Source organism: Escherichia sp. MOD1-EC6300 (genome assembly GCF_002965045.1).
Classification (GTDB): Bacteria; Pseudomonadota; Gammaproteobacteria; order Enterobacterales; family Enterobacteriaceae; genus Escherichia; species Escherichia coli_F.
In genome coordinates, this window is record NZ_PTRH01000005.1 from 206,605 (window position 1) to 232,779 (window position 26,175).

Genomic DNA, 26,175 nt, shown 5'->3' on the forward strand with positions numbered 1-26,175 from the left:
CCTTAAATAATGTGCGGAAAATTGCGAATAAGAAATTGCTGTTAAAATTAGAACGAATATCCCACGCCGACACCCGCACCGAAATCAGATTGTGTATCCGCAGAAATACCTGCTTTAAGTACCGTATGCGTTCCGGCATTAAAAGATGTTCCTACAGACACCGCAGATTCACCGTTGAACGTTCCCGCTCCCGCTGACACCATCATCAAGTCACCGGTTTTCACCTGTGGTTGTGAGGCGATAGCGATGGCAGATGCAGTTCCCGCATTGGCTTCTTTACGATTGTCCTCAACTTCGTTTTTCAGAGAATCGAAATGGTTATTGAGCGTGTTAATTTGCTGGCTGTTATCAGCGACCCGGTTTTGGGTGTTGGTTAACTGTTGCTGCGTTTGTGCGGAATCTTGTCTCAGACTTTCAATTTGCTCATGTGCCTGGACAGACTTCTGCGCCAGACTTTGCATTTGTTTATCGTATTGAGTCCTTTCATATTGCTGTTGTGCTGCCACATCGGTTGTCAGCGCATTCATTTTCTGCCCTTGTTCAGTGGTAGTGCGCTGATTAGCCTCATTTTGAGCCGCCAGCCTGGCATTAATCATCTCCTGATAATGCGCGGTATTTTGCGTATCTCCAGTCGCGGCGAGCGTTTTTTGTGTGGCTACGATCTGCGCCTGTTGCTCTGTAATTTGCGTTTGCTGGGCATCAGTTACCGCAGACTGTCGGGCGTTGATCATGCTCTGATAACGGGCGGTTGTCTGTACATCACCTGTAGCGGCAACGGTTTTTTGTCCTGCGTCAGGATCTGTCTGGACAGGGGGAGTCAGAGTGGTATCAGGTGTTTCAGAAGGGATGTAGTGATGTTCAGTCAAATAGGTATATGCAGCGGGGCTGTTGTCGGTGCGTTCTAAAAAGCGGGTAATCTTCTGCTCAATCTCCGATTGCGACATGCCAGAGTTAATGGCTGAAAGCTCTGTTGCCGCCGCTTCAATGGTATCACCAGCTAAAACAATAGGGCTGGATGTTGCTGAAATTATGAGTGCCAGTAAAGCTACGTTTACAGTTTTCATTCATTTTCTCTTGTTCAAAATAAGTCGCATTAATGTTTCCATAAGAAACAAATAATATTGTTTTAAGAAATAAACTACGTTGCAATTTAATCGAAATCTACGCCGCCATTTGTGTGATGTAAAGCGCATTTTTGTCTGGTGTAAGCGTAAACACCATCAATAAGAAACAAAAATGGTTTCTTATATAAATAAAAAAGGAAATCATTTCGTGCTCTTTCAATGTAAAAAAGAGTAAAGACTTGTTTTGATAAGCGAAATAAATTCTGTTTCTGGACTAAACGTGAAGCAGTTCCTGATGTGTGCTAAAATGCGTTTCTTTGATAAATCTCAATTTTTAAGAGGTTTACGCCAGGCAGGAAAATTTAAATGAATGAATTTGAGAAGATTTTTAATGAAATGAATCTGGACCGGGCATTGCTACCGATCCTTTTTCGTTCGAACCGGTCAACAGTGTGGAAATATTTAAGTGGCGATAGTACGGCTCCTGCCTCAGCTATGTCACTGATTATGCTGTTGCAGTTAATCCAGAAACGAAACCCCGATCTATTAGCCGAATGGTTAACGCTTTCTGATTTCACCATTCCGCCAGAAGTTTACCTGGACCAGCCTGATTACTGGAAAGGGTGGGTGTATACGCAACACAAGGTCAATAAAAACGTCCTGGAATATCTAAAAAAACATTATCCGGATGAAGACCAAAAAAGTATGGGTAAAGGCCGGGAAGAGTAATTTTGCCTCTACTCGGCTATATGCCGGATGCGGCGCAAGCACCTTATCTGGCCTACGATTCGGGCATATTTTGTAGGCATGATAAGACGCGCCAGCGTCGCATCAGGCGATGACCGCACGGATAATCAGCGTTATCCCTTCTATCGCAATCACCTCAACATGCGTACCTGCACTGAGATCCTCGCTGGCGCTGACAGGCCATGAACTGTCGCCGACGCGCATATGACCTCGCCCATTGACCAGCGGTGATTCCAGCACAAAACGTCGGCCAATCAGCTGCTGCCCGCGCTGGTTAAGATGACTGTCGCTGTGCTTTTGTTCGCGAACCCGTCGCGACAACCATTTCCACCACAGCCAGGCGGCGAGCAGCGTCAGGATGGCAAACATCACCCCTTGCCACTCCCAGCCCAGCGGCAGCAACCAGACCACCAGGCCGGTAATCACCGCTGCCACGCCGCTCCACAACAGATAACCATTGCCGCCCAGCATTTCGGCAGCCAGCAGCAACCCGCCGAGACTGAGCCAGAAAATATGTGGGTGAACGACCATTAACTCCATCATGGCTGAGTCCGCTTGTTGGCGCTGTCTTTCACCAGCTCGGCAATCCCGGCTATCGACCCCATCAGGCTGCTGGCCTCTAATGGCATCATCACCACTTTGCTGTTACTGGAAGAACCGATCTGCTGCAACGCTTCGGTGTATTTCTGTGCTACGAAGTAGTTCACTGCCTGAATATCACCAGAGGCGATGGCTTCCGACACCATTTTAGTGGCACGGGCTTCTGCTTCAGCGGAACGTTCACGCGCTTCAGCTTGCAAAAATGCCGACTGACGTTCACCTTCCGCTTTCAGGATTTGCGACTGTTTTTCACCTTCGGCTTTGAGGATTTCCGCCTGACGGATCCCTTCCGCTTCAAGGATGTAAGCGCGTTTGGTACGTTCCGCTTTCATCTGCGCGTTCATCGAAGAGATAAGCTCTGCCGGTGGGCGCACGTCGCGAATTTCAATACGGGTGACTTTAATCCCCCACGGGTTGGTGGCCTCATCGACAATACGTAGCAAACGTGAGTTGATGCTATCGCGCTGAGAGAGCATTTCGTCAAGTTCCATTGAACCCAGTACGGTACGGATGTTAGTCATGGTCAGATTGATGATCGCCAGCTCCAGATTGCTGACTTCATAAGCCGCGCGCGGGGCATCAATCACCTGAATAAAGCACACGGCGTCGATGGTAACGTTGGCGTTATCTTTCGAGATAACTTCCTGGGAAGGGATATCGAGCACTTGTTCCATCATATTGATCTTGCGACCAATGCGATCCATAAACGGCACCACCAGACTGAGCCCCGGCTGTAACGTTTTGGTATAGCGACCAAAACGTTCTACTGTCCACTGATAGCCCTGCGGCACGATTTTAACACCCGCGCCGACAATGACCAGCGCGACAAAAATGAGAATCGGGATAAAGATAAGCATCGGAAAAACCTCCTGTTGTACCGTCCATAATCAGCAAAATTGCTGCTTGATTAAACAAATTATACCTGATTACTGAAAGAGAGTTCCCCCTTATTCCTGCGAAGGATAAACTGTTTTTAGTAAAAATCAGAAAAAGGGAACAGCGATGCAGGAAAATAGTCCTTTGCTTCAGCTACAAAACGTAGGATATCTGGCGGGTGATACGAAGATTCTTAATAACATCAATTTTTCGCTACGTGCTGGCGAATTTAAGTTAATTACCGGCCCTTCCGGTTGTGGCAAAAGTACGCTGCTGAAAATTGTTGCTTCATTAATCAGCCCAACCAGCGGAACGTTGCTGTTTGAAGGTGAGGATGTCAGTACACTCAAGCCAGAAATCTACCGCCAGCAAGTATCTTACTGCGCCCAGACGCCGACGCTGTTTGGCGATACGGTATACGATAATCTGATCTTTCCCTGGCAGATCCGTAACCAGCAGCCTGACCCAGCCATTTTTCTCGATTTTCTCGAACGCTTCGCTTTGCCGGACAGCATTTTGACAAAGAATATCGCCGAGCTATCTGGTGGTGAAAAACAACGCATCTCATTGATTCGTAACCTGCAATTTATGCCAAAGGTATTATTGCTGGATGAAATCACCAGTGCACTGGATGAAAGTAATAAACATAACGTTAATGAGATGATCCACCGTTATGTGCGCGAGCAAAATATTGCCGTGCTGTGGGTGACACACGATAAAGACGAAATTAATCATGCGGATAAAGTGATTACACTGCAACCGCATGCCGGAGAAATGCAGGAAGCACGCTATGAACTCGCATAATATTACTAACGAATCATTGGCACTGGCATTAATGCTGGTGGTGGTAGCAATCTTAATTAGCCATAAAGAAAAACTGGCGCTGGAGAAAGATATTCTCTGGAGCGTCGGGCGGGCGATAATTCAGCTGATTATTGTCGGCTATGTGCTGAAGTATATTTTCAGCGTGGATGATGCCAGCCTGACATTATTGATGGTGTTATTTATCTGCTTTAATGCGGCGTGGAATGCGCAAAAACGCAGTAAATATATTGCTAAAGCTTTTATCTCATCGTTTATTGCTATTACGGTCGGGGCGGGAATTACCCTGGCGGTGCTGATTCTCTCAGGGTCGATTGAGTTTATCCCGATGCAGGTGATTCCTATTGCCGGGATGATTGCCGGTAACGCGATGGTGGCGGTAGGGCTGTGTTACAACAATTTAGGGCAACGGGTGATTAGCGAACAACAACAGATTCAGGAGAAACTGAGTCTTGGCGCGACGCCGAAACAGGCTTCAGCGATATTGATTCGCGACAGTATTCGCGCGGCTTTAATTCCGACGGTCGATTCAGCAAAAACGGTTGGCTTAGTGAGTTTACCGGGAATGATGTCCGGGCTGATATTTGCCGGGATTGATCCGGTGAAGGCGATTAAATATCAGATTATGGTGACCTTTATGCTGCTCTCCACCGCCAGCTTGTCGACCATTATTGCCTGCTATTTAACCTATCGTAAGTTTTATAATTCGCGCCACCAGTTGGTGGTGACGCAATTGACGAAGAAATAAATATTGAATTAGCACGGTTTGGTAGGCCGGATAAGGCGTTCACGCCGCATCCGGCGGCTATGCGCGGATGCCTGATGCGACGCTGGCGCGTCTTATCAGGCCTACAAACCAGCACATCGCATTTCAACGGAAAATCAATACAACAACGCATACAGTTGGCGGCGATACTTCGACGCAAGTGCATCACCTGTACCCAGCGCAGCAAGGATCTCCTGGAACGTTTTACGTGTCTGACCGTCTGCTGCGGTGAGATCTTTACGCAGATGCCCAAACAGCAACTCCAGTGCCTCTTCATTGCGCCCAACCTGATGCAGTTGCAGTGCCAGTTGCGTCGCCAGTGCGGCATCTTCTGGATTCTCTGCCACCTGCTGTTGCAACTGTTGAATTTCCGGCGTATCAGCCGCCTGCTTCAGCAGTTCGATTTGCGCTACCAGCCCCTGGTAGCGGGTGTCCTGATCCTGTAACGGAATGGTTTTCAGCACGGCTTCAGCATCTTCAGAACGGTTCAGCGCAATCAGCGTTTCTGCCAGCAGCAGGCCGATCTCCCCGTTCTGATTCGACAACTGCCAGGCGTCTTTCAGCAATGGCAGGGCGTCGGTGTAATTGCCTTCCTGCATCAGCTGCATCGCCTGCTGCGCTTTCAGTTCTTCTTCGCGCGGCAGCACTTTATCCAGCAGGGCGCGGATCGCCTCTTCCGGTTGCGGCCCCTGGAAGCCGTCTACCGGTTGCCCGTTCTGGAACAGATACACGGTCGGAATCGCGCGCAGACCAAACTGGGCGGCAATCATCTGCTCCGCGTCGCAGTCCAGCTTCGCCAGAATAAATTGCCCGTTGTACTGCGCCGCGAGGCTTTCCAGAATTGGGGTTAACTGCAAACAGTGCTGGCTACGTTCAGACCAAAAATAGAACAGCACCGGAGTGGTCATCGACTGTTCAAGAACCTGTTGCAGGTTAGATTCGTTAATGTTGACAATATTTTCTACGGACATGGAGTCGCTCTCTGTTGTCGATATTTTCTTTGACATGGGGGCTTAAGCGCGGGCTTCAACTCACCCCTGCAATATTTTGTCCATCAAGCGCCCCGGCAGCAGGCGTTTGAGCACCATTACCGCCCAGGTCACCAGCGTCACCGGATAGCGCATCTTCGGCTTCTCGCTAATAAAAGCATGGCGCACTTTGTCGACCACTGCTTCCGGCCCCAACGTAAAGCGGGCGGCGATGCCGGGGTTTTCGACCGGCTTATCGCTTTGCGTCTGGTTGACGTTGTCGGTGAAGCGAGTGCGAATAGGACCGGGTTCGATCAGACTAACTTTAATTCCGCTGTGGCGCAGCTCCATGCGCAGTGCGTCTGACCACGCCTCCAGCGCATATTTACTGGCTGCGTAAGCGCCGCGACCCGGCGTGGAGATTAATCCCATGACCGATGAGGTCATCACAATACGCCCTTCACCGTGCGGTAACATCGCGGGTAACAGGCGCATGGTGAGCTGGTGTGCGCCGAAAAAGTTGGCAGAAAACTGCTGTTCCATCTGCGCACGGCTGATGGTGGAAAGGGGGCCATACATGCCGAATCCAGCATTGTTAAAGATCCCATACAGACAATTATCGGTCAGGGCGATCACTTCGTCGGCTGCGCGATCAATATTTTCTGGCGAATCCAGATCGATCAACACGCCGGTGAATCCCATATTGTTCATGCGCTCAACATCATCCGGTTTCCGGCAACCGGCCAGCACATGAAAACCCTGGCGTTTTAATTCGAGCGCGCTTTCCAGGCCAATTCCACTGGAACATCCGGTAATTAAGACCGATTTTTGCATAACTTTACCTGTCAGGATCTCCGTTGCTTTATGAGTCATGATTTACTAAAGGCTGCAACTGCTTCGCCATCCAGTCGGCAATAAACGGCTGGGCGTCGCGGTTGGGATGAATACCGTCATCCTGCATCCATTGTGGCTTGAGGTAGACCTCTTCCATAAAAAAGGGCAGCAGCGGAACATCAAACTCTTTGGCGAGTTTGGGGTAAATGGCGCTAAAGGCTTCATTATAACGGCGACCATAGTTTGCAGGCAGACGTATTTGCATTAACAATGGTTCAGCGTTGGCGGCTTTGACATCCTGCAAAATCTGGCGCAGCGTTTGCTCGGTTTGTTGTGGCTGAAAACCACGCAAACCGTCATTGCCGCCCAGTTCAACCAGCACCCAGCGCGGCTGATGCTGTTTCAGCAGAGCCGGAAGGCGCGCCAGCCCTTGTTGCAAGGTGTCGCCGCTGATGCTGGCATTGACTACCGACGTTTTACTCTGCCACTTATCATTCAACAAGGCAGGCCAGGCCGCGCTGGCAGACATTCGATACCCGGCGCTCAGGCTATCACCCAGAATCAATAACGTGTCCGCTGCGGCGGCACGGAAGGTTAACAGGACCAGGAACAGGAAGGGCAAATGCCAGCGGAAAACATTGTTGAAGTTCATCATCTTAAGAAGTCCGTCGGTCAGGGGGAGCATGAACTCTCCATCCTCACCGGAGTTGAGCTGGTTGTCAAACGTGGCGAGACCATCGCGCTGGTGGGCGAGTCGGGATCGGGTAAGTCAACCTTGCTGGCGATCCTCGCCGGGCTGGATGACGGCAGCAGTGGCGAAGTGAGTCTGGTGGGACAACCGCTACATAATATGGACGAAGAAGCGCGGGCAAAGTTGCGCGCGAAGCACGTAGGCTTTGTTTTTCAGTCGTTTATGTTAATTCCTACCCTTAACGCGCTGGAAAACGTCGAGCTTCCGGCGCTGCTGCGCGGTGAAAGTAGCGCGGAAAGTCGTAATGGGGCGAAAGCGTTGCTCGAACAGTTAGGGCTGGGTAAACGTCTTGATCATCTTCCGGCACAGCTTTCCGGCGGTGAACAGCAACGAGTGGCGCTGGCCCGAGCCTTTAACGGTAGACCTGATGTGCTGTTTGCCGACGAACCCACCGGCAACCTTGACCGCCAGACGGGCGATAAAATTGCCGACCTGCTGTTTTCCCTCAACCGTGAACATGGCACCACGTTGATTATGGTGACCCACGACCTGCAACTGGCGGCACGCTGCGACCGCTGCTTACGGCTGGTGAACGGGCAGTTGCAGGAGGAAGCATGATTGCACGTTGGTTCTGGCGGGAATGGCGCTCGCCGTCGCTATTAATTGTCTGGCTGGCGCTAAGCCTGGCGGTGGCCTGCGTGCTGGCGCTGGGCAACATCAGCGATCGCATGGAGAAGGGCTTAAGCCAGCAAAGCCGGGAGTTTATGGCGGGCGATCGGGCGTTGCGCAGTTCACGCGAAGTGCCGCAAGCGTGGCTGGAGGAAGCGCAAAAGCGCGGCCTGAAAGTCGGCAAGCAGCTGACTTTCGCCACGATGACTTTTGCGGGCGACACACCGCAGCTGGCGAACGTCAAAGCGGTGGATGATATCTACCCGATGTATGGCGATCTGCAAACCAATCCTCCAGGCCTGAAACCGCAGGCGGGCAGCGTATTGCTGGCCCCACGCTTGATGGCACTGCTTAACCTGAAAACGGGCGACACCATTGACGTGGGCGATACCACCTTGCGGATTGCCGGAGAAGTGATTCAGGAACCGGATTCCGGTTTTAACCCCTTCCAGATGGCCCCGCGTCTGATGATGAATCTGGCGGATGTCGATAAAACCGGAGCCGTGCAGCCGGGGAGTCGGGTCACCTGGCGTTATAAATTCGGCGGCAACGAGAACCAGCTCGACGGCTATGAGAAATGGTTGTTACCTCAGCTTAAACCCGAACAACGCTGGTACGGTCTGGAACAGGACGAAGGCGCGCTGGGGCGATCGATGGAACGCTCGCAACAGTTTCTGCTGCTTTCGGCGCTTCTGACCTTGCTGCTGGCGGTGGCGGCGGTGGCGGTGGCGATGAATCATTACTGTCGTAGTCGCTACGATCTGGTGGCGATCCTCAAAACGCTGGGGGCTGGGCGAGCGCAACTGCGTAAGCTAATCGTCGGTCAGTGGCTGATGGTGCTGGCGCTTTCAGCCGTTACCGGCGGGGCGATAGGCCTGTTGTTCGAAAACGTGTTGATGGTGCTGCTCAAGCCCGTTCTGCCTGCCGCACTACCGCCTGCCAGCCTCTGGCCATGGCTGTGGGCGCTTGGCACCATGACGGTCATCTCGCTGCTGGTGGGGCTGCGACCATACCGCCTGTTGTTGGCAACGCAGCCTTTACGCGTGTTACGTAATGATGTGGTTGCAAACGTCTGGCCGCTGAAGTTTTATCTGCCGATTGTCAGTGTGGTGGTTGTGCTACTGCTCGCCGGACTGATGGGCGGCAGTATGCTGCTCTGGGCGGTGCTGGCGGGCGCGGTAGTACTGGCTTTGCTGTGCGGTGTCCTGGGCTGGATGCTGCTGAATGTACTTCGCCGCATGACGCTGAAATCGCTACCTCTGCGCCTGGCGGTTAGCCGCCTGTTACGTCAGCCGTGGTCAACGTTAAGCCAGCTTTCGGCATTTTCGCTCTCCTTTATGCTGCTGGCACTGTTGCTGGTGTTGCGTGGCGATCTGCTCGACCGCTGGCAACAGCAGCTACCGCCAGAAAGCCCGAACTACTTTTTAATCAACATCGCCACAGAACAGGTTACGCCGCTAAAAGCGTTCCTCGCGGAACATCAAATAGTCCCGGAATCGTTTTATCCGGTAGTGCGGGCGCGGTTGACGGCGATTAACGATAAGCCGACAGAAGGCAATGAAGATGAGGCGCTCAATCGCGAACTCAATCTCACCTGGCAAAATACGCGGCCCGATCATAATCCAATTGTCGCCGGTAACTGGCCGCCAAAAGCCGATGAAGTATCGATGGAAGAGGGGCTGGCGAAACGCTTAAACGTTGCCCTCGGCGATACCGTGACTTTTATGGGCGATACCCAGGAGTTCCGCGCTAAAGTGACCAGCCTGCGCAAAGTGGACTGGGAAAGTCTGCGGCCTAATTTCTATTTTATTTTCCCGGAAGGGGCATTAGACGGGCAACCGCAGAGCTGGCTTACCAGTTTCCGCTGGGAGAATGGCAACGGCATGTTGACGCAACTCAACCGCCAGTTCCCGACCATTAGCCTGTTAGACATTGGCGCGATTTTAAAACAGGTCGGTCAGGTGCTGGAGCAGGTAAGTCGGGCGCTGGAAGTGATGGTGGTGCTGGTCACCGCCTGCGGTATGTTGCTGTTGCTGGCACAGGTGCAGGTGGGAATGCGTCAGCGTCATCAGGAGCTGGTGGTGTGGCGCACACTCGGTGCGGGGAAAAAGCTGCTGCGCACGACATTATGGTGTGAGTTCGCCATGCTCGGGTTTGTATCCGGCCTGGTGGCCGCAATTGGTGCGGAAACGGCGCTGGCGGTACTGCAGGCGAAAGTGTTTGATTTCCCGTGGGAGCCAGACTGGCGATTGTGGATTGTGTTGCCGTGTAGCGGTGCGCTGCTGCTGTCACTTTTCGGCGGCTGGCTGGGCGCGCGACTGGTTAAGGGTAAGGCGCTGTTCAGGCAGTTTGCGGGGTGATGACAGGCGTTAGATTGCCTGATGCGACGCTGGCGCGTCTTATCAGGCCTACAAAACTGCACTTAACCGTAGGCCGGATAAGGCGTTCACGCCGCATCCGGCATGAACAGTGTGCATTTTGGCAATAAATCTGAAACCAACTGTCATGTCGGTTTTTTTAAAGGCCGAAGGTGGTAAACCTTCGGCCTTAGCTACGTTTCCTCAGTTATTCAATAAACTGACGGATCAGTTCCAGCAGCGCGATTAGCGCCTTAAGAACGATGAGAACTTTATCGAGAAAAGTTTTCATCCGTTGCTCCCTTAAGGGAGAAAGACAATCACAGCTTACCCTTACGTTGCCTGTAACTATGATTTTCTTCATGTGCTAGATGAGGACTGCCTCTCTCCAAATTAGAGCACCAGAATCAGCACCACCTGTATCCTGACCAGGACTTAAAAGTACTTTTCCGCACTGCGGTAATCCCTTGAGGCAGTATCACTACTAGCGTCGGGATTGTATCGCCAACATAGCTGTTTGAATATGTAGGCATCCTGACTTATAATTCACTTGCTAGATGAGGACTGTTTCATTTCTGCCCGGAACCACCAAGTCTTGGGCGGAAAAAATAAAAAAACCGACTGTCATGTCGGTTTTTTTATATCTGTATTCTGATGCAACCATTCTGTTCTCACGACAATCGCCGTTTCAGAATATCGCCCATTAACGCGCCTTAACCCACTCCGCCACTTCCGCCCACTCACCTCGAAAGACAACTTTTTCCGCTTTTTTCTCAAGCTGATAGCGATACATCGGGTCGTAATATTCTTCAAGTAACGGCACCAGCCAGGCCAGATGACCGTCGGTACTGCTGGTTGCGAGTTGCGTTGTCAGCGCTGCATCCAGCCTTGCAGCCAGTTCGTTATAGCGTTGTAGCCCCAGCCGACGCTTAATCGCCGAAAGTCCGTGATGCAGGTATTCGCAATACTCCTGCCAGCCCTGTTCGTCGCCGTACGCATGGGTAAAATCATGATGCATACGCAAGAAATACTCTTCGTTCAGGCGTTCAAGACGGATCTCAAACGGATCTTCTACCACCGCAATCGCCGCCTGAGTCATTCGCTCGCGCAGGCATTCCGGCAGGTGATTCGAACCGATCATCCGGCTTTCATCTTCCAGCACCCACAGCCGTAGCTCCTGACGGGCGTCGGTTTTTAGCATTTCGGCAGCCAGCAGATTTTCAAAACTTGTCTGGCTAAGTTGTGGTTGTAACGTGCGACCAAACGCCGAACCGCGGTGACGCGCCAGCCCTTCCAGATCAACACCGTTCGGTTGCTGTTGCACTAACAGCGTTTTGCCGCTGCCGGTACAACCGCCAATCAGCACTATCGGTTTGTGTGACAGTTCAATGGTCGCCTGAATCGCGGCCTGGCGCAGCGCCTTATAACCGCCTGCCACCAGTGGATAATCAATCCCCGCATCATGCAGCCAGCGTTGCACAATGTGCGAACGTTGACCGCCACGGGCGCAGCAGAGAATACCTTGCGGGTTTTGTAGGCACGCAGCCCGCCAGGCGTCCATGCGCTGCTGACGAATTTCACCCGCCACCAGTTTATGCCCCAGCGCCAGCGCCGCGTCTGACCCTTGCTGTTTATAGCAGGTGCCAACGGCGGCGCGTTCATCGTTATTCATTAACGGCAGGTTGATAGCGGCGGGCATTGCGCCTTGCTCAAACTCGATGGGGGCGCGAACATCAATAATGGGCGTATCAGCAATCAGCAGGGCACGATAGTCCTGTTCCGTGTGTCTCTCTTGCATAGTTAAAAGTGAACCTCAAATCAGCTTGCACGCTATTTTACGCGCCAACGCGCAAGGAAACTTGATTTTTAACTGCGTGGGTTGCCGAAAATTTCTAAAAATCCGCTGATTTCCGGCCTGCGCTGAGTAAACAAGGTCACAATATCTTCTACCGCTTTGCCACTGCCAAATTTGCGCCATGCCAGACTCAATGGCGAAGGAGGGCGCATCGTTGGGATTGCCCGGCAGATCAATTGTTGATTATCGATCATTGACTGGCAAAGTGATTTTGGCAAAAAACCAATGCCAACGCCCGCCAGATGGGCGGCGATTTTCGTTTCCATATCGGGAACAATAATCTCTTTTTGCCCCGGCAAACGCCAGGCGACGCGCTTGGTTAAGGTGCGGGCGCTGTCTTCAATATTAACCGCCGGAAAGCGCCGTAACTGCGCTTCTGTGAGTGGCTCTTCAACTTTCGCCAGCGGGTGATCCGCCGCCATGACAAAGCGCCATTGCACCGAACCTAAGGGATCAAGGCTAAAAGTATTTGCCAGAGCTTCGGTTCCCGTGACGCCGATAGCCAGTGAAAAACCTTCGTACAATAGCGAGTCCCAGACGCCCATATAGATTTGTCGGGAGATGTGAAACTGGGTAAAGGGGTAACGTTCATTCAGCCACGCCAGCAGCTGGGCGACGGCCTGGGGGTTGTAGAGCAGGTTGTTGATGACAATATTCACCTGGCGTTCCACGCCATCATTCACCTGTTGCAGCTCGCTGGGCATACTTTCCAGCCAGCTCAGCCAGTCTCTGGCCTGAGAAAGTAGATGCTCGCCAGCCGCTGTCAACGTCACGCTGCGAGTCGTGCGGAAAAACAGCGCCACTCCGGTATTCTCTTCCAGAAGTTTAATGCGATAACTGATCGTCGCCGTGGTTTTACATAATCGTTCTGCCGCTTTTGAAAAACTTCCTGTTTCAGCAACCGCAATGAAAGTCCGCAAGGTTTCTGGATCGAACATCTTCAGGTATCCCCTTTTAAATCCGCAAGTTGCGTGATTTTCTTATCCTCTGATTTATCAGTATTTTTACATGATAACCCTGTGTGATTTGTGGACTAAATCTAGTTTTGGAAAAATATTCCAACTTTTGTGTTGATGTTGTTCTCTTAAGGTTTTAGATTGCCTGTTATTGAACCACATTGACCGGTCGGCGGTGGTTGAACGGAATTATGTTACAAGGACAAAAAGATGAAACTTCAGGTATTACCGTTAAGTCAGGAAGCCTTTAGTGCTTATGGCGACGTAATCGAAACGCAGCAACGGGATTTTTTCCATATTAACAATGGCCTGGTGGAGCGTTACCACGATTTGGCGCTGGTTGAGATTCTTGAGCAAGACCGTACGCTTATCAGCATTAACCGCGCGCAACCGGCGAATCTGCCGCTGACCATTCACGAACTCGAACGTCATCCGCTGGGCACTCAGGCCTTTATTCCGATGAAAGGGGAAGTGTTTGTGGTGGTCGTGGCCTTAGGTGACGACAAACCAGACCTGTCAACCCTGCGGGCGTTTATTACCAACGGTGAACAGGGAGTGAATTACCATCGTAACGTCTGGCATCACCCACTTTTCGCCTGGCAGCGCGTCACCGATTTTCTGACCATCGATCGCGGCGGCAGTGACAACTGTGATGTTGAAAGTATTCCTGAACAGGAACTCTGTTTTGCGTGACGCCTGCAACCGACTTGCATAAGATAAACTAATTGTTCATTGTTTATGCTCACTTGTAGGTCGGAGTTAACGTAGGTATGACGGAAGTTAGACGGCGCGGCAGGCCAGGACAGGCGGAGCCTGTGGCACAAAAGGGCGCACAGGCGTTAGAGCGGGGAATTGCGATTCTGCAATATCTGGAAAAAAGTGGGGGAAGTTCGTCGGTTAGCGATATTTCTCTCAATCTGGATTTGCCGCTCTCCACGACCTTTCGCTTGCTGAAGGTTTTACAGGCAGCGGATTTTGTCTATCAGGACAGTCAGTTAGGCTGGTGGCATATAGGATTAGGTGTCTTTAACGTCGGTGCGGCGTACATCCATAACCGCGATGTCCTCTCCGTCGCTGGGCCATTTATGCGCCGCCTGATGTTACTTTCCGGCGAAACGGTCAATGTCGCGATTCGTAACGGCAATGAAGCAGTATTAATTGGTCAGTTAGAATGTAAATCGATGGTCAGGATGTGTGCGCCGCTGGGCAGTCGTCTGCCGCTGCATGCTTCCGGTGCGGGCAAAGCGCTGCTTTATCCGCTGGCGGAAGAGGAGTTGATGAGCATCATTCTGCAAACCGGTTTGCAGCAGTTTACGCCAACTACGCTTGTGGATATGCCCACCTTGCTGAAGGACCTGGAACAAGCGCGTGAACTGGGCTATACCGTAGATAAAGAAGAGCATGTTGTAGGTCTGAATTGCATAGCTTCAGCAATTTACGATGATGTAGGTAGCGTTGTTGCCGCTATCTCCATCTCCGGGCCTTCTTCAAGACTGACAGAAGATCGTTTTGTCAGTCAGGGTGAGCTGGTCAGAGACACCGCCCGCGATATCAGCACGGCGTTGGGACTGAAAGCACATCCATAGTGTCTGTCGCATCCCGCTCTGCGGAGCGGGTTTTTTTGACAAAATTTGAAAGTTGGAAAATTTTTCCAATTAATAGAGGTAGGAATAAAATGGCAAAAATGAGAGCCGTTGACGCGGCAATGTATGTGCTGGAGAAAGAAGGTATCACCACCGCCTTCGGCGTTCCGGGAGCTGCAATCAATCCGTTCTACTCAGCGATGCGTAAGCACGGCGGTATTCGTCACATTCTGGCGCGTCATGTGGAAGGTGCTTCGCACATGGCGGAAGGTTATACCCGCGCAACGGCAGGGAATATCGGCGTATGTCTGGGGACTTCCGGTCCTGCGGGCACGGACATGATCACCGCGCTCTATTCCGCTTCTGCTGATTCCATTCCTATTTTGTGCATCACTGGTCAGGCACCGCGTGCTCGTCTGCATAAAGAAGATTTCCAGGCTGTTGATATCGAAGCTATCGCCAAGCCGGTAAGTAAAATGGCGGTTACAGTACGTGAAGCGGCGCTCGTGCCTCGTGTGCTGCAACAGGCATTTCACCTGATGCGTTCTGGTCGTCCGGGTCCGGTACTGGTGGATTTACCGTTCGACGTTCAGGTGGCGGAAATCGAGTTTGATCCTGACATGTACGAACCGTTGCCGGTCTACAAACCAGCGGCCAGCCGTATGCAGATTGAAAAAGCGGTCGAAATGTTAATCCAGGCTGAACGTCCGGTAATTGTTGCCGGGGGCGGAGTCATCAATGCTGACGCAGCTGCACTGTTACAACAGTTTGCTGAACTGACCAGCGTTCCGGTGATCCCAACGCTGATGGGCTGGGGCTGTATTCCGGATGACCACGAACTGATGGCCGGGATGGTGGGGCTGCAAACCGCACATCGTTACGGTAATGCAACGCTGCTGGCGTCCGATATGGTGTTTGGTATCGGTAACCGTTTCGCCAATCGTCATACCGGTTCGGTAGAGAAATACACCGAAGGGCGCAAAATCGTCCATATCGATATTGAGCCGACGCAAATTGGCCGCGTGCTGTGCCCGGATCTGGGGATTGTCTCTGATGCTAAAGCTGCCCTGACTTTACTGGTTGAAGTGGCGCAGGAGATGCAAAAAGCGGGTCGTCTGCCGTGTCGTAAAGAATGGGTCGCCGACTGCCAGCAGCGCAAACGCACTTTGCTGCGCAAAACCCACTTCGACAATGTGCCGGTGAAACCGCAGCGCGTGTATGAAGAGATGAACAAAGCCTTTGGTCGCGATGTTTGTTATGTCACCACCATTGGTCTGTCACAAATCGCTGCGGCACAAATGCTGCATGTCTTTAAAGACCGCCACTGGATCAACTGTGGGCAGGCAGGCCCGTTGGGCTGGACCATTCCGGCGGCGCTGGGCGTGTGTGCCGCTGATCCAGAGCGCAATGTGGTGGCGATTTCCGGTGACTTCGACTTCCAGTTCCTGATTGAAGAATTAGCCGTTGGCGCACAGTTCAACATTCCGTACATCCATGTACTGGTCAATAACGCCTATCTGGGTCTGATTCGCCAGTCGCAGCGCGCGTTTGATATGGATTACTGCGTACAGCTCGCATTCGAAAATATTAACTCCAGCGAAGTGAACGGTTACGGCGTCGACCACGTAAAAGTAGCGGAAGGTTTAGGTTGTAAAGCTATTCGGGTCTTCAAACCGGAAGATATTGCACCGGCATTTGAACAGGCGAAAGCATTAATGAATCAATACCGTGTACCTGTGGTAGTGGAAATCATTCTCGAGCGCGTAACCAATATTTCAATGGGCAGCGAACTCGATAATGTGATGGAATTTGAAGATATCGCCGATAACGCAGCGGACGCACCGACTGAAACCTGCTTCATGCACTATGAATAAGGGAGATAAATAATGTTACGTTTCTCTGCGAATTTATCGATGTTATTTGGTGAATATGATTTTCTCGCCCGTTTTGAGAAAGCAGCGCAGTGTGGTTTTCGCGGCGTTGAATTTATGTTTCCTTATGACTACGACATTGAAGAATTAAAACAGGTGCTGGCGAGTAATAAACTCGAACATACTCTGCACAATTTACCGGCGGGTGACTGGGCGGCGGGGGAGCGCGGTATTGCTTGTATTCCTGGCCGTGAAGAAGAGTTTCGGGATGGCGTAGCAGCAGCGATTCGTTATGCTCGTGCGCTGGGTAATAAAAAAATTAACTGTCTGGTCGGTAAAACGCCGGCTGGTTTCAGCAGTGAACAGATTCACGCAACGCTTGTAGAAAACCTGCGTTATGCCGCGAATATGCTGATGAAAGAAGATATTTTATTACTGATTGAACCTATTAACCATTTTGATATTCCTGGTTTCTATCTCACCGGAACTCAACAGGCGCTGAAATTGATTGATGATGTTGGTTGCTGCAATTTGAAAATTCAGTATGACATTTATCATATGCAGCGGATGGAAGGTGAATTAACCAACACTATGACTCAATGGGCCGATAAAATTGGTCACCTGCAAATTGCCGATAATCCGCATCGCGGCGAACCGGGAACCGGAGAAATTAATTATGAGTATCTCTTTACGGTAATTGAAAATTCTGACTACAACGGTTGGGTTGGGTGTGAATATAAACCCCAAACCACCACGGAAGCCGGTTTACACTGGATGGATCCGTACCGTTAAAACGTAACGCTGTTCAGGCAATGCTTTTTTAGGCCGCTAAGTTGGCAGGGGATCGTGTTGTCTGAATTCAGGAAAAGCGAAATTTAAAAGAGGTTAATTATGAAACTGGGATTTATTGGCTTAGGCATTATGGGTACACCGATGGCCATTAATCTGGCGCGTGCCGGTCATCAACTGCATGTCACAACCATTGGTCCGGTTGTTGATGAATTACTGTCACTGGGTGCCGTCAGTGTTGAAACTGCGCGCCAGGTAACGGAAGCATCGGACATCATTTTTATTATGGTGCCGGATACGCCACAGGTTGAAGAAGTTCTGTTTGGTGAAAATGGTTGTACCAAAGCCTCACTGAAGGGCAAAACCATTGTTGATATGAGCTCCATTTCCCCGATTGAAACTAAGCGTTTCGCTCGTCAGGTGAATGAACTGGGCGGCGATTATCTCGATGCGCCCGTCTCCGGCGGTGAAATCGGCGCGCGTGAAGGGACGTTGTCGATTATGGTTGGCGGCGACGAAGCGGTATTTGAACGTGTTAAACCGCTGTTTGAATTGCTCGGTAAAAATATCACCCTCGTGGGCGGTAACGGCGACGGCCAGACCTGCAAAGTGGCAAATCAGATTATCGTGGCGCTCAATATTGAAGCGGTTTCTGAAGCCCTGCTGTTTGCTTCAAAAGCCGGAGCGGATCCGGTACGGGTGCGGCAGGCGCTGATGGGCGGCTTTGCTTCCTCACGTATTCTGGAAGTTCACGGTGAGCGCATGATTAAACGCACCTTTAATCCAGGTTTTAAAATTGCGCTGCACCAGAAAGATCTCAACCTGGCACTGCAAAGTGCGAAAGCACTGGCGCTGAACCTGCCAAACACCGCGACCTGCCAGGAGTTATTTAATACCTGTGCGGCAAACGGTGGCAGCCAGTTGGATCACTCTGCGTTAGTGCAGGCGCTGGAATTAATGGCTAACCATAAACTGGCCTGATACCCGCAATAAAAATGGCCGATATCAGAAAATGAATCGGCCAGCAATATTAAAAAAGAAAGCAGCCAAAGATGTTGCTTCAGTATTAAAAATAATATTTTTATTTTATTTGTTCCTCATAGCTAGATTAAAAACAGCGTTATTCGATACGTGAAATTAAGAGGGATTTATGGAACATCAGAGAAAACTATTCCAGCAACGCGGCTATAGCGAAGATCTATTGCCGAAAACGCAAAGCCAGCGGACCTGGAAAACATTTAACTATTTTACCTTATGGATGGGTTCGGTTCATAACGTTCCCAATTATGTGATGGTCGGCGGCTTTTTTATTCTCGGCTTGTCTACCTTTAGTATTATGCTGGCCATTATTCTTAGCGCCTTTTTTATTGCTGCGGTAATGGTATTGAACGGTGCTGCGGGCAGTAAATACGGCGTACCATTTGCCATGATCCTGCGTGCTTCTTATGGCGTACGTGGTGCACTGTTTCCCGGATTATTAAGAGGCGGGATTGCTGCCATTATGTGGTTTGGCCTGCAATGTTACGCCGGATCGCTGGCCTGCTTGATCCTGATTGGCAAAATCTGGCCGGGATTTTTAACTCTCGGTGGTGATTTTACCCTGTTAGGGCTTTCTCTACCGGGCTTAATCACTTTCTTACTCTTCTGGCTGGTGAACGTCGGAATCGGTTTCGGTGGTGGCAAAGTTTTAAATAAATTCACCGCCATTCTTAACCCGTGTATCTATGTTGTCTTCGGCGGTATGGCGATTTGGGCGATTTCGCTGGTCGGGATCGGTCCAATCTTTGACTACATTCCGAGCGGTATTCAGAAAGCAGAAAACGGTGGCTTCCTGTTCCTGGTGGTGATTAACGCGGTAGTTGCGGTCTGGGCGGCACCGGCGGTGAGCGCATCCGACTTTACGCAAAACGCCCACTCGTTTCGTGAGCAGGCGCTGGGGCAAACGCTGGGTTTAGTTGTGGCCTATATTCTGTTTGCGGTCGCCGGGGTATGTATTATTGCCGGAGCCAGTATTCACTACGGCGCTGACACCTGGAACGTGCTGGATATTGTTCAGCGTTGGGATAGCCTGTTTGCCTCGTTCTTTGCGGTACTGGTTATTCTGATGACGACTATCTCCACTAACGCCACCGGTAATATTATTCCGGCTGGTTATCAGATAGCCGCTATTGCACCGACGAAACTGACCTATAAAAACGGCGTACTGATTGCCAGTATTATCAGTTTGCTGATCTGTCCGTGGAAATTAATGGAAAATCAGGACAGCATTTATCTGTTCCTCGATATTATCGGCGGAATGCTGGGTCCAGTAATTGGTGTGATGATGGCGCATTATTTTGTGGTGATGCGCGGACAAATTAATCTTGATGAACTGTATACCGCAGCAGGGGATTTCAAATATTACGATAACGGCTTTAACCTTACCGCGTTCTCAGTAACTTTGGTCGCCGTTATTTTATCTCTCGGTGGTAAATTTATTCCGTTCATGGAGCCTTTATCACGCGTTTCATGGTTTGTCGGCGTTATTGTCGCCTTTGCGGCCTACGCCTTATTAAAGAAACGTACTGCAGCAGAAAAAACAGGAGAACAAAAAGTCACAGGTTAATTAATCCCGATATTGAACATTGAGTTAAAAAACCAATCTGTATTTTACAAGGAGTTTGTTATGTCTTTTGATTTAATCATTAAAAACGGCACCGTTATTTTAGAAAACGAAGCTCGCGTTGTAGATATCGCCGTTAAAGGCGGAAAAATTGCTGCTATCGGTCAGGATCTGGGCGATGCAAAAGAAGTTATGGATGCGTCTGGTCTGGTGGTTTCGCCAGGCATGGTTGATGCGCACACCCATATTTCTGAACCGGGTCGTAGCCACTGGGAAGGTTATGAAACGGGTACTCGCGCAGCGGCAAAAGGGGGTATCACCACCATGATCGAAATGCCGCTCAACCAGCTGCCTGCAACGGTTGACCGCGCATCGATTGAACTGAAGTTTGATGCCGCTAAAGGCAAGCTGACTATCGATGCGGCGCAACTCGGTGGCCTGGTGTCTTACAACATCGACCGTCTGCATGAGCTGGATGAAGTGGGCGTTGTCGGCTTCAAATGCTTCGTTGCGACCTGTGGCGATCGCGGTATCGACAACGACTTCCGTGACGTCAATGACTGGCAGTTCTTCAAAGGTGCGCAGAAGCTGGGCGAACTGGGTCAGCCAGTGCTGGTGCACTGCGAAAATGCGCTGATCTGTGACGAACTGGGAGAAGAAGCGAAGCGCGAAGGTCGCGTAACCGCTCATGACTATGTGGCTTCGCGTCCGGTGTTTACCGAAGTGGAAGCGATTCGCCGCGTACTGTACCTGGCGAAAGTCGCCGGTTGCCGTCTGCACGTTTGCCACATCAGCAGCCCGGAAGGTGTTGAAGAGGTGACTCGTGCGCGTCAGGAAGGCCAGGACGTTACCTGTGAATCCTGCCCGCATTACTTTGTACTGGATACCGATCAGTTCGAAGAAATCGGTACTCTGGCGAAGTGTTCACCGCCGATCCGCGATCTGGAAAACCAGAAAGGCATGTGGGAAAAACTGTTTAACGGTGAAATCGACTGCCTGGTTTCCGACCACTCTCCATGCCCGCCGGAAATGAAAGCAGGCAACATCATGAAAGCATGGGGCGGTATCGCCGGTCTGCAAAGCTGCATGGACGTGATGTTCGATGAAGCAGTACAGAAACGTGGTATGTCTCTGCCGATGTTCGGCAAATTAATGGCAACTAACGCAGCAGATATTTTCGGTTTGCAGCAAAAAGGCCGGATCGCCCCAGGAAAAGATGCCGACTTCGTCTTCATTCAGCCGAATAGCAGCTATGTTCTTACCAATGACGATCTGGAATATCGCCACAAAGTCAGCCCGTATGTTGGCCGTACCATTGGCGCGCGTATCACGAAAACCCTCTTACGTGGTGATGTGATTTACGACATCGAACAGGGTTTCCCTGTTGCGCCGAAAGGTCAATTTATCCTTAAACATCAGCAGTAATCTGGCCCCTGCAATGCCCGTCCTTGCGGCGGGCATTCTCCGGTTAAGGTGTGTTTATGTTCAATTTTGCAGTGAGCCGTGAAAGCCTGTTATCAGGATTTCAGTGGTTTTTCTTTATTTTTTGTAACACGGTTGTGGTTCCTCCTACGCTACTTTCGGCTTTTCAGTTGCCGCAAAGTAGCCTGCTTACGCTCACGCAATATGCTTTTCTTGCTACCGCGCTAGCCTGTTTCGCTCAGGCGTTCTGCGGCCATCGTCGCGCTATTATGGAAGGTCCGGGCGGCCTGTGGTGGGGAACCATCCTTACTATTACCCTTGGCGAAGCATCGCGCGGGACCCCGATCAACGATATCGCTACCAGTCTGGCGGTAGGGATTGCGATTTCTGGCGTGCTGACGATGTTGATTGGTTTTAGCGGATTAGGTCATCGCCTGGCGCGGTTATTTACGCCGTCTGTGATGGTCTTGTTTATGTTGATGCTGGGCGCGCAGCTGACCACTATCTTTTTCAAAGGTATGCTCGGCCTGCCGTTTGGCATAGCCGACCCAAATTTTAAAATTCAGTTACCGCCGTTCGCGCTCTCGGTGGCGGTGATGTGCCTGGTACTGGCGATGATTATCTTCCTGCCGCAACGTTTTGCCCGTTATGGCCTGCTGGTCGGTACGATAACCGGCTGGTTGTTGTGGTACTTTTGCTTTCCTTCTTCGCACTCGCTTTCCGGTGAGTTGCACTGGCAGTGGTTCCCGCTCGGCAGTGGCGGTGCTTTGTTGCCGGGGATTATTCTGACGGCGGTGATTACAGGTCTGGTAAATATCAGCAATACCTACGGTGCGATTCGTGGCACGGATGTTTTTTATCCGCAACAGGGCGCGGGGAATACGCGTTATCGTCGCAGCTTTGTGGCGACCGGATTTATGACGCTGATAACCGTGCCGCTGGCGGTAATTCCATTTTCACCGTTTGTTTCATCCATTGGTTTATTAACCCAGACTGGCGATTACACGCGGCGTTCGTTTATTTATGGCAGCGTTATTTGCCTGCTGGTGGCACTGGTTCCGGCACTCACGCGACTGTTTTGTAGTATCCCCTTACCGGTGAGTAGCGCGGTCATGCTAGTTTCTTATCTGCCTTTACTCTTTTCCGCGCTGGTATTTAGCCAACAAATAACATTTACTGCTCGCAATATTTATCGACTCGCATTGCCGTTATTTGTCGGCATATTTTTAATGGCATTACCGCCTGTGTATCTGCAAGACCTTCCATTAACGCTTCGCCCTCTGCTCAGTAACGGCTTACTGGTCGGAATTTTACTGGCTGTTCTTATGGATAATCTTATTCCGTGGGAACGTATCGAATAATTTTTTGAAAAAGGATTGATAATGAAGATTGTCATTGCGCCAGACTCGTTTAAAGAGAGCTTAAGTGCAGAAAAATGTTGTCAGGCAATTAAAGCCGGGTTTTCGACCCTCTTTCCCGATGCGCACTATATCTGTTTGCCGATAGCGGATGGCGGCGAAGGGACGGTGGAGGCGATGGTCGCAGCGACGGGCGGCAAAATCGTAACACTTGAAGTCTGTGGACCGATGGGCGAAAAAGTGAATGCTTTTTATGGCCTTACCGGCGACGGGAAAACGGCGGTGATTGAGATGGCGGCGGCAAGTGGCCTGATGCTGGTCGCGCCTGAGAAGCGTAATCCGTTGCTGGCGTCAAGTTATGGCACTGGCGAGCTGATTCGTCATGCGCTGGATAACGGTATTCGCCATATTATTCTCGGCATTGGTGGTAGCGCGACGGTCGACGGCGGTATGGGCATGGCGCAGGCGCTTGGTGCGAGTTTCCTTGATGCCGACGGTCAGGCGCTGGCGGCTAACGGTGGCAATTTAGCGCGCGTGGCAAGCATTGAGATGGAGGAGTGCGATCCGCGCCTGGCGAACTGCCATATTGAAGTAGCGTGCGATGTAGATAATCCGTTAGTAGGGGCACGCGGCGCGGCGGCGGTGTTTGGCCCGCAAAAAGGGGCAACGCCAGAAATGGTCGAAGAGCTGGAACAGGGGCTGCAAAATTACGCCCGTGTTTTACAACAGCTAACTGAAATCAACGTCTGCCAGATGGCGGGCGGCGGTGCTGCCGGAGGCATGGGCATTGCGGCGGCGGTATTCCTCAATGCGGATATTAAACCGGGTATTGAGATTGTGTTGAATGCGGTCAATCTTGCGCAGGCGGTGCAGGGTGCAGCACTGGTGATCACCGGGGAAGGGCGCATCGACTCGCAAACGGCAGGCGGTAAAGCGCCGCTGGGTGTGGCATCGGTGGCGAAGCAGTTTAATGTACCGGTGATTGGGATTGCTGGCGTATTGGGTGATGGCGTGGAAGTGGTGCACCAGTACGGCATTGACGCGGTATTCAGCATTTTGCCACGTCTGGCACCTTTAGCCGAAGTGCTCGCAAGCGGTGAAACCAATCTCTTCAACTGTGCGCGAAATATTGCCTGCGCCATTAAAATAGGTCAGGGAATTAAAAACTGACTCTTACCTTTAAAGCGGATGCGATTTATATCGCATCTTTTTTTTACCTGAATTGACTACAAAAAAAGCCACGGTATAAACCGTGGCAAAATCCAACATAGCTAAAAATAATCAGGCGTGTGGTATGACTTAAATCTCAACGTCGCGGTTACAATCTTTCGAGTAAATATAACTAAACGCTTCACCACGCCCTACGCCATAACCGGCCTGTAAGGAATAAGCGCCCATAAAGATGTAATCGCCTTTTTTCACCGGGATCCAGTTATTGTCGAGGTTATAAACCCCCTGACCGGAAAGAATATAGGCACCGTGTTCCTGGACGTGAGTTTCGATATAACCGTGGCTGGCACCTGGCGCAAAAGAGAGGATATGCATGTTCATATCAAAACCTAACTCTTTGGGCAGAAAATCCAGCAGAATAACATCGTCCATGCCTTCATAATGAATGCGTTCCAGTTCGCTGGCATTGCCAGAAACCAGCCACGGCGCATGACCTTCTACCGGAACATAGCGACGCTTATATAAAAAGATTTGGCTGTCTTCGGCCTGGGCGTTAACAAAAGTCATTAAGGAGCCTGGCGGGCAATAAAGATAACCACCTTCGCTTAAGGTAAATGTTTTCCCTTCGGCTTTGGCAGTGATATTTCCAGAGATCACATACAGGAACGTTTCAATTCCTTCACCACCGAAGCCCTGTTGGTTGCCGCCGTTTTGATGCAGTGTGACCAGATAATCAACAAAAGAGGCCCCCAGCTTTGGCGTGGAGAGGATTGTCGCGTCACAATTTTCAAAGCCCGGAATAATATTTTTTACCAGACCGTCCGGGGTTAGCAGCGCGAAATTACCGTGTTTAACAATCGCACGGTTAGCCAGTAAATCATCGCGGTAACCGGTGACGTTATTTAAATATCCCATTTATGACTCCTTATTTCTGCCAGGCAAGTTGATAAAGCATGAGTGCCAACGTTTTGACCCCTTCGGCAAGGTCGTTAATATTAGTGCGTTCCGCCGGGTTATGGCTGATCCCGTTGATGCTGGGAATGAAAATCATGCAGGTCGGCACGCGAGGCGCGAAAATTTGTGCGTCGTGCCCGGCACCACTGTGCATTACCCGGTAATTCAGTTTTTCGCTTTCACACAATTCTGTCAGGGTGACGACAAGCTCCTTGTTCATCGGCACGGGTTCTTCGTCCATCCATAAATCGATATCAATACCAATGTCCATTTCATCGCAAATCGCCCGCATGTCGTTTTCTAACTGTTGGGTAAAATCGCGCAACACGGCAGTGTCGGTATGACGACAATCAATAGTGAACGTGGTTTTACCCGGCACTACATTCACCGTATTCGGGCGCGGCTCCACCTTGCCAAAGGTCAGCACCAGCGGATCGCCCATCTTTTTCGCTTTCTCAACTGACTGATGGCAAATGCGACTGAAAGCGTAAACCGTATCACGACGATAACCCATCGGCGTGGTGCCTGCATGGTTTGATTCGCCGTTCAGCGTCACCGTGTAGCGACGTTGCCCGACAATCGCATTCACCACGCCAATTGACTGACCATTACTTTCCAGCACACAACCCTGTTCGATATGCAGTTCGACAAAGGCTTTGATGTCCAGGCGCGGAGTTAGTGGGGCGTTCGGCAGAGTAAATCCGCAAGCCTTCATTGCATCGACAAAACTATTTCCTTTGGCATCACAGATATTCCGCACGTCGTCAGGATTCGCCAGCCCAAAGATATTTTTACTGCCCCAGAAGACATACGGGAAGCGGCTGCCTTCTTCTTCCGCCATTGCCACCACTTCGACCGTTCGCAGCGGCGCGCCGTATTGCGTTTTCAGCCAGTCAATCGCCAGCCACGCCGCCAGTGCGCCGAATTGTCCGTCGAGGTTACCGCCGTTAACCACGGTATCAATATGCGAACCGCTCAGAATCACTTCCTGAGGGTATTCGCTGCCGTTCAGGCGGCCGTATAAATTCCCCACTTCATCGAAACGTGTTTCCAGCCCACTTGCTGCCATTCTTTTTTTAAATTGCTGCTGGGTTTCCAGCCACTCCGGCGAATAAAGTAAACGGGTCATCCCACCCGCTGGGTCAGCGCCAAAAGAGGAAAGCCAGGGCAGCGTTTCTTCTATAGCTTGACGGAAATGTGTAATCATAAGAAAGTCCTGTC

General features: G+C 50.9%; 25 protein-coding genes. 14 read left to right on the plus strand and 11 right to left on the minus strand.

What is annotated here, in order from left to right; genetic code table 11:
- Positions 1 to 47: 47 nt before the first annotated feature.
- Positions 48 to 1,064: a YadA C-terminal domain-containing protein gene (locus tag BGE37_RS10405; RefSeq protein ID WP_105288003.1), complete on the minus strand. Its 1,017-nt coding sequence runs from the start codon at positions 1,062 to 1,064 to the stop codon at positions 48 to 50.
- Between the two features lie 366 nt (positions 1,065 to 1,430).
- Between BGE37_RS10405 and BGE37_RS10410 the strand changes: the two genes are divergently transcribed.
- A complete protein-coding gene (locus tag BGE37_RS10410) occupies positions 1,431 to 1,793 on the plus strand; it encodes a hypothetical protein (RefSeq protein WP_001001644.1) in 363 nt (120 codons plus the stop codon).
- Positions 1,794 to 1,895: 102 nt separating this feature from the next.
- On the opposite strand, the gene BGE37_RS10415 is transcribed toward BGE37_RS10410, so the two are convergent.
- A complete protein-coding gene (locus BGE37_RS10415) occupies positions 1,896 to 2,354 on the minus strand; it encodes an NfeD family protein (protein ID WP_000970315.1) in 459 nt (152 codons plus the stop codon).
- Positions 2,351 to 3,268 (minus strand): SPFH domain-containing protein, encoded by a 918-nt coding sequence (locus BGE37_RS10420; protein ID WP_000904502.1) that lies wholly within the window; start codon positions 3,266 to 3,268, stop codon positions 2,351 to 2,353. Before BGE37_RS10420 ends, BGE37_RS10415 begins: the two co-directional genes overlap by 4 nt.
- Before the next feature lie 145 nt (positions 3,269 to 3,413).
- Between BGE37_RS10420 and fetA the strand changes: the two genes are divergently transcribed.
- Together fetA and fetB are read left to right on the plus strand one after the other, a co-directional pair.
- Positions 3,414 to 4,091, plus strand: a complete 678-nt coding sequence (gene fetA, locus BGE37_RS10425; RefSeq protein WP_001157551.1) for an iron efflux ABC transporter ATP-binding subunit FetA — start codon at positions 3,414 to 3,416, stop codon at positions 4,089 to 4,091.
- Positions 4,078 to 4,857, plus strand: coding sequence for an iron efflux ABC transporter permease subunit FetB (gene fetB, locus BGE37_RS10430; RefSeq protein WP_001353389.1), 780 nt, complete (start codon positions 4,078 to 4,080; stop codon positions 4,855 to 4,857). The genes fetA and fetB overlap by 14 nt, the downstream gene beginning before the upstream one ends.
- Before the next feature lie 134 nt (positions 4,858 to 4,991).
- Here fetB and cnoX read toward each other — a convergent pair whose 3' ends face one another.
- The 3 genes from cnoX to tesA are packed head-to-tail and all read right to left on the minus strand — an operon-like array spanning position 4,992 to position 7,329.
- Positions 4,992 to 5,846 carry a chaperedoxin gene (gene cnoX, locus BGE37_RS10435; RefSeq protein ID WP_001295322.1) on the minus strand — a complete coding sequence of 285 codons (855 nt, stop codon included), beginning with the start codon at positions 5,844 to 5,846 and terminating at the stop codon, positions 4,992 to 4,994.
- A gap of 60 nt (positions 5,847 to 5,906) precedes the next feature.
- Positions 5,907 to 6,716 carry an NADP(+)-dependent aldehyde reductase gene (ybbO, locus tag BGE37_RS10440; protein WP_105288004.1) on the minus strand — a complete coding sequence of 270 codons (810 nt, stop codon included), beginning with the start codon at positions 6,714 to 6,716 and terminating at the stop codon, positions 5,907 to 5,909.
- Entirely contained in the window at positions 6,706 to 7,329 is a 624-nt protein-coding gene (gene tesA / locus BGE37_RS10445) for a multifunctional acyl-CoA thioesterase I/protease I/lysophospholipase L1 (protein WP_157944752.1), read from the minus strand. Before tesA ends, ybbO begins: the two co-directional genes overlap by 11 nt.
- Between tesA and ybbA the strand changes: the two genes are divergently transcribed.
- Both ybbA and ybbP read left to right on the plus strand, forming a co-directional pair.
- Positions 7,300 to 7,986, plus strand: a complete 687-nt coding sequence (gene ybbA, locus BGE37_RS10450) for a putative ABC transporter ATP-binding protein YbbA (RefSeq protein WP_001110573.1) — start codon at positions 7,300 to 7,302, stop codon at positions 7,984 to 7,986. The two genes, tesA and ybbA, sit on opposite strands and share 30 nt — an antisense overlap.
- Positions 7,983 to 10,397: a putative ABC transporter permease subunit YbbP gene (gene ybbP, locus BGE37_RS10455; RefSeq protein ID WP_105288006.1), complete on the plus strand. Its 2,415-nt coding sequence runs from the start codon at positions 7,983 to 7,985 to the stop codon at positions 10,395 to 10,397. Before ybbA ends, ybbP begins: the two co-directional genes overlap by 4 nt.
- A 205-nt stretch (positions 10,398 to 10,602) precedes the next feature.
- Here ybbP and dinQ read toward each other — a convergent pair whose 3' ends face one another.
- From dinQ to allS, 3 genes are all read right to left on the minus strand, one after another.
- Positions 10,603 to 10,758: a damage-inducible type I toxin DinQ gene (gene dinQ, locus BGE37_RS25960; RefSeq protein WP_001308457.1), complete on the minus strand. Its 156-nt coding sequence runs from the start codon at positions 10,756 to 10,758 to the stop codon at positions 10,603 to 10,605.
- Positions 10,759 to 11,097: 339 nt separating this feature from the next.
- Positions 11,098 to 12,192: a tRNA 2-selenouridine(34) synthase MnmH gene (mnmH, locus tag BGE37_RS10460; protein ID WP_105288007.1), complete on the minus strand. Its 1,095-nt coding sequence runs from the start codon at positions 12,190 to 12,192 to the stop codon at positions 11,098 to 11,100.
- A gap of 68 nt (positions 12,193 to 12,260) precedes the next feature.
- Positions 12,261 to 13,187 carry an HTH-type transcriptional activator AllS gene (gene allS / locus BGE37_RS10465; RefSeq protein WP_105288008.1) on the minus strand — a complete coding sequence of 309 codons (927 nt, stop codon included), beginning with the start codon at positions 13,185 to 13,187 and terminating at the stop codon, positions 12,261 to 12,263.
- A gap of 228 nt (positions 13,188 to 13,415) precedes the next feature.
- Here allS and allA point away from each other — a divergent pair, with 228 nt between their 5' ends.
- From allA to glxK, 9 genes are all read left to right on the plus strand, one after another.
- Entirely contained in the window at positions 13,416 to 13,898 is a 483-nt protein-coding gene (gene allA / locus BGE37_RS10470; RefSeq protein ID WP_000776388.1) for an ureidoglycolate lyase, read from the plus strand.
- 77 nt (positions 13,899 to 13,975) lie between these two features.
- Positions 13,976 to 14,791, plus strand: a complete 816-nt coding sequence (allR, locus tag BGE37_RS10475) for an HTH-type transcriptional repressor AllR (protein ID WP_000141275.1) — start codon at positions 13,976 to 13,978, stop codon at positions 14,789 to 14,791.
- Positions 14,792 to 14,880: 89 nt separating this feature from the next.
- On the plus strand, positions 14,881 to 16,662 hold the full coding sequence (gene gcl / locus BGE37_RS10480; RefSeq protein ID WP_105288009.1) for a glyoxylate carboligase: 1,782 nt from the start codon (positions 14,881 to 14,883) through the stop codon (positions 16,660 to 16,662).
- A 12-nt stretch (positions 16,663 to 16,674) separates the two neighbouring features.
- On the plus strand, positions 16,675 to 17,451 hold the full coding sequence (hyi, locus tag BGE37_RS10485) for a hydroxypyruvate isomerase (RefSeq protein WP_000943561.1): 777 nt from the start codon (positions 16,675 to 16,677) through the stop codon (positions 17,449 to 17,451).
- Between the two features lie 99 nt (positions 17,452 to 17,550).
- Complete coding sequence (gene glxR / locus BGE37_RS10490; protein WP_000765850.1) at positions 17,551 to 18,429, plus strand: 2-hydroxy-3-oxopropionate reductase; 879 nt, start codon at positions 17,551 to 17,553, stop codon at positions 18,427 to 18,429.
- 169 nt (positions 18,430 to 18,598) lie between these two features.
- Complete coding sequence (locus BGE37_RS10495; RefSeq protein ID WP_000401151.1) at positions 18,599 to 20,053, plus strand: allantoin transporter; 1,455 nt, start codon at positions 18,599 to 18,601, stop codon at positions 20,051 to 20,053.
- A gap of 60 nt (positions 20,054 to 20,113) precedes the next feature.
- Positions 20,114 to 21,475: an allantoinase AllB gene (gene allB / locus BGE37_RS10500; protein ID WP_000006898.1), complete on the plus strand. Its 1,362-nt coding sequence runs from the start codon at positions 20,114 to 20,116 to the stop codon at positions 21,473 to 21,475.
- A gap of 56 nt (positions 21,476 to 21,531) precedes the next feature.
- The gene (locus tag BGE37_RS10505) at positions 21,532 to 22,833 is read left to right on the plus strand and encodes a uracil/xanthine transporter (protein ID WP_032302608.1); all 1,302 of its coding nucleotides are present in this window, start codon (positions 21,532 to 21,534) and stop codon (positions 22,831 to 22,833) included.
- 21 nt (positions 22,834 to 22,854) lie between these two features.
- Entirely contained in the window at positions 22,855 to 24,000 is a 1,146-nt protein-coding gene (gene glxK, locus BGE37_RS10510; protein WP_105288010.1) for a glycerate 3-kinase, read from the plus strand.
- Positions 24,001 to 24,129: 129 nt separating this feature from the next.
- Here glxK and allE read toward each other — a convergent pair whose 3' ends face one another.
- Both allE and allC read right to left on the minus strand, forming a co-directional pair.
- Positions 24,130 to 24,915, minus strand: a complete 786-nt coding sequence (gene allE / locus BGE37_RS10515; protein WP_000540959.1) for a (S)-ureidoglycine aminohydrolase — start codon at positions 24,913 to 24,915, stop codon at positions 24,130 to 24,132.
- 10 nt (positions 24,916 to 24,925) lie between these two features.
- Positions 24,926 to 26,161: an allantoate deiminase gene (gene allC / locus BGE37_RS10520; RefSeq protein ID WP_105277225.1), complete on the minus strand. Its 1,236-nt coding sequence runs from the start codon at positions 26,159 to 26,161 to the stop codon at positions 24,926 to 24,928.
- Positions 26,162 to 26,175 lie beyond the last annotated feature (14 nt).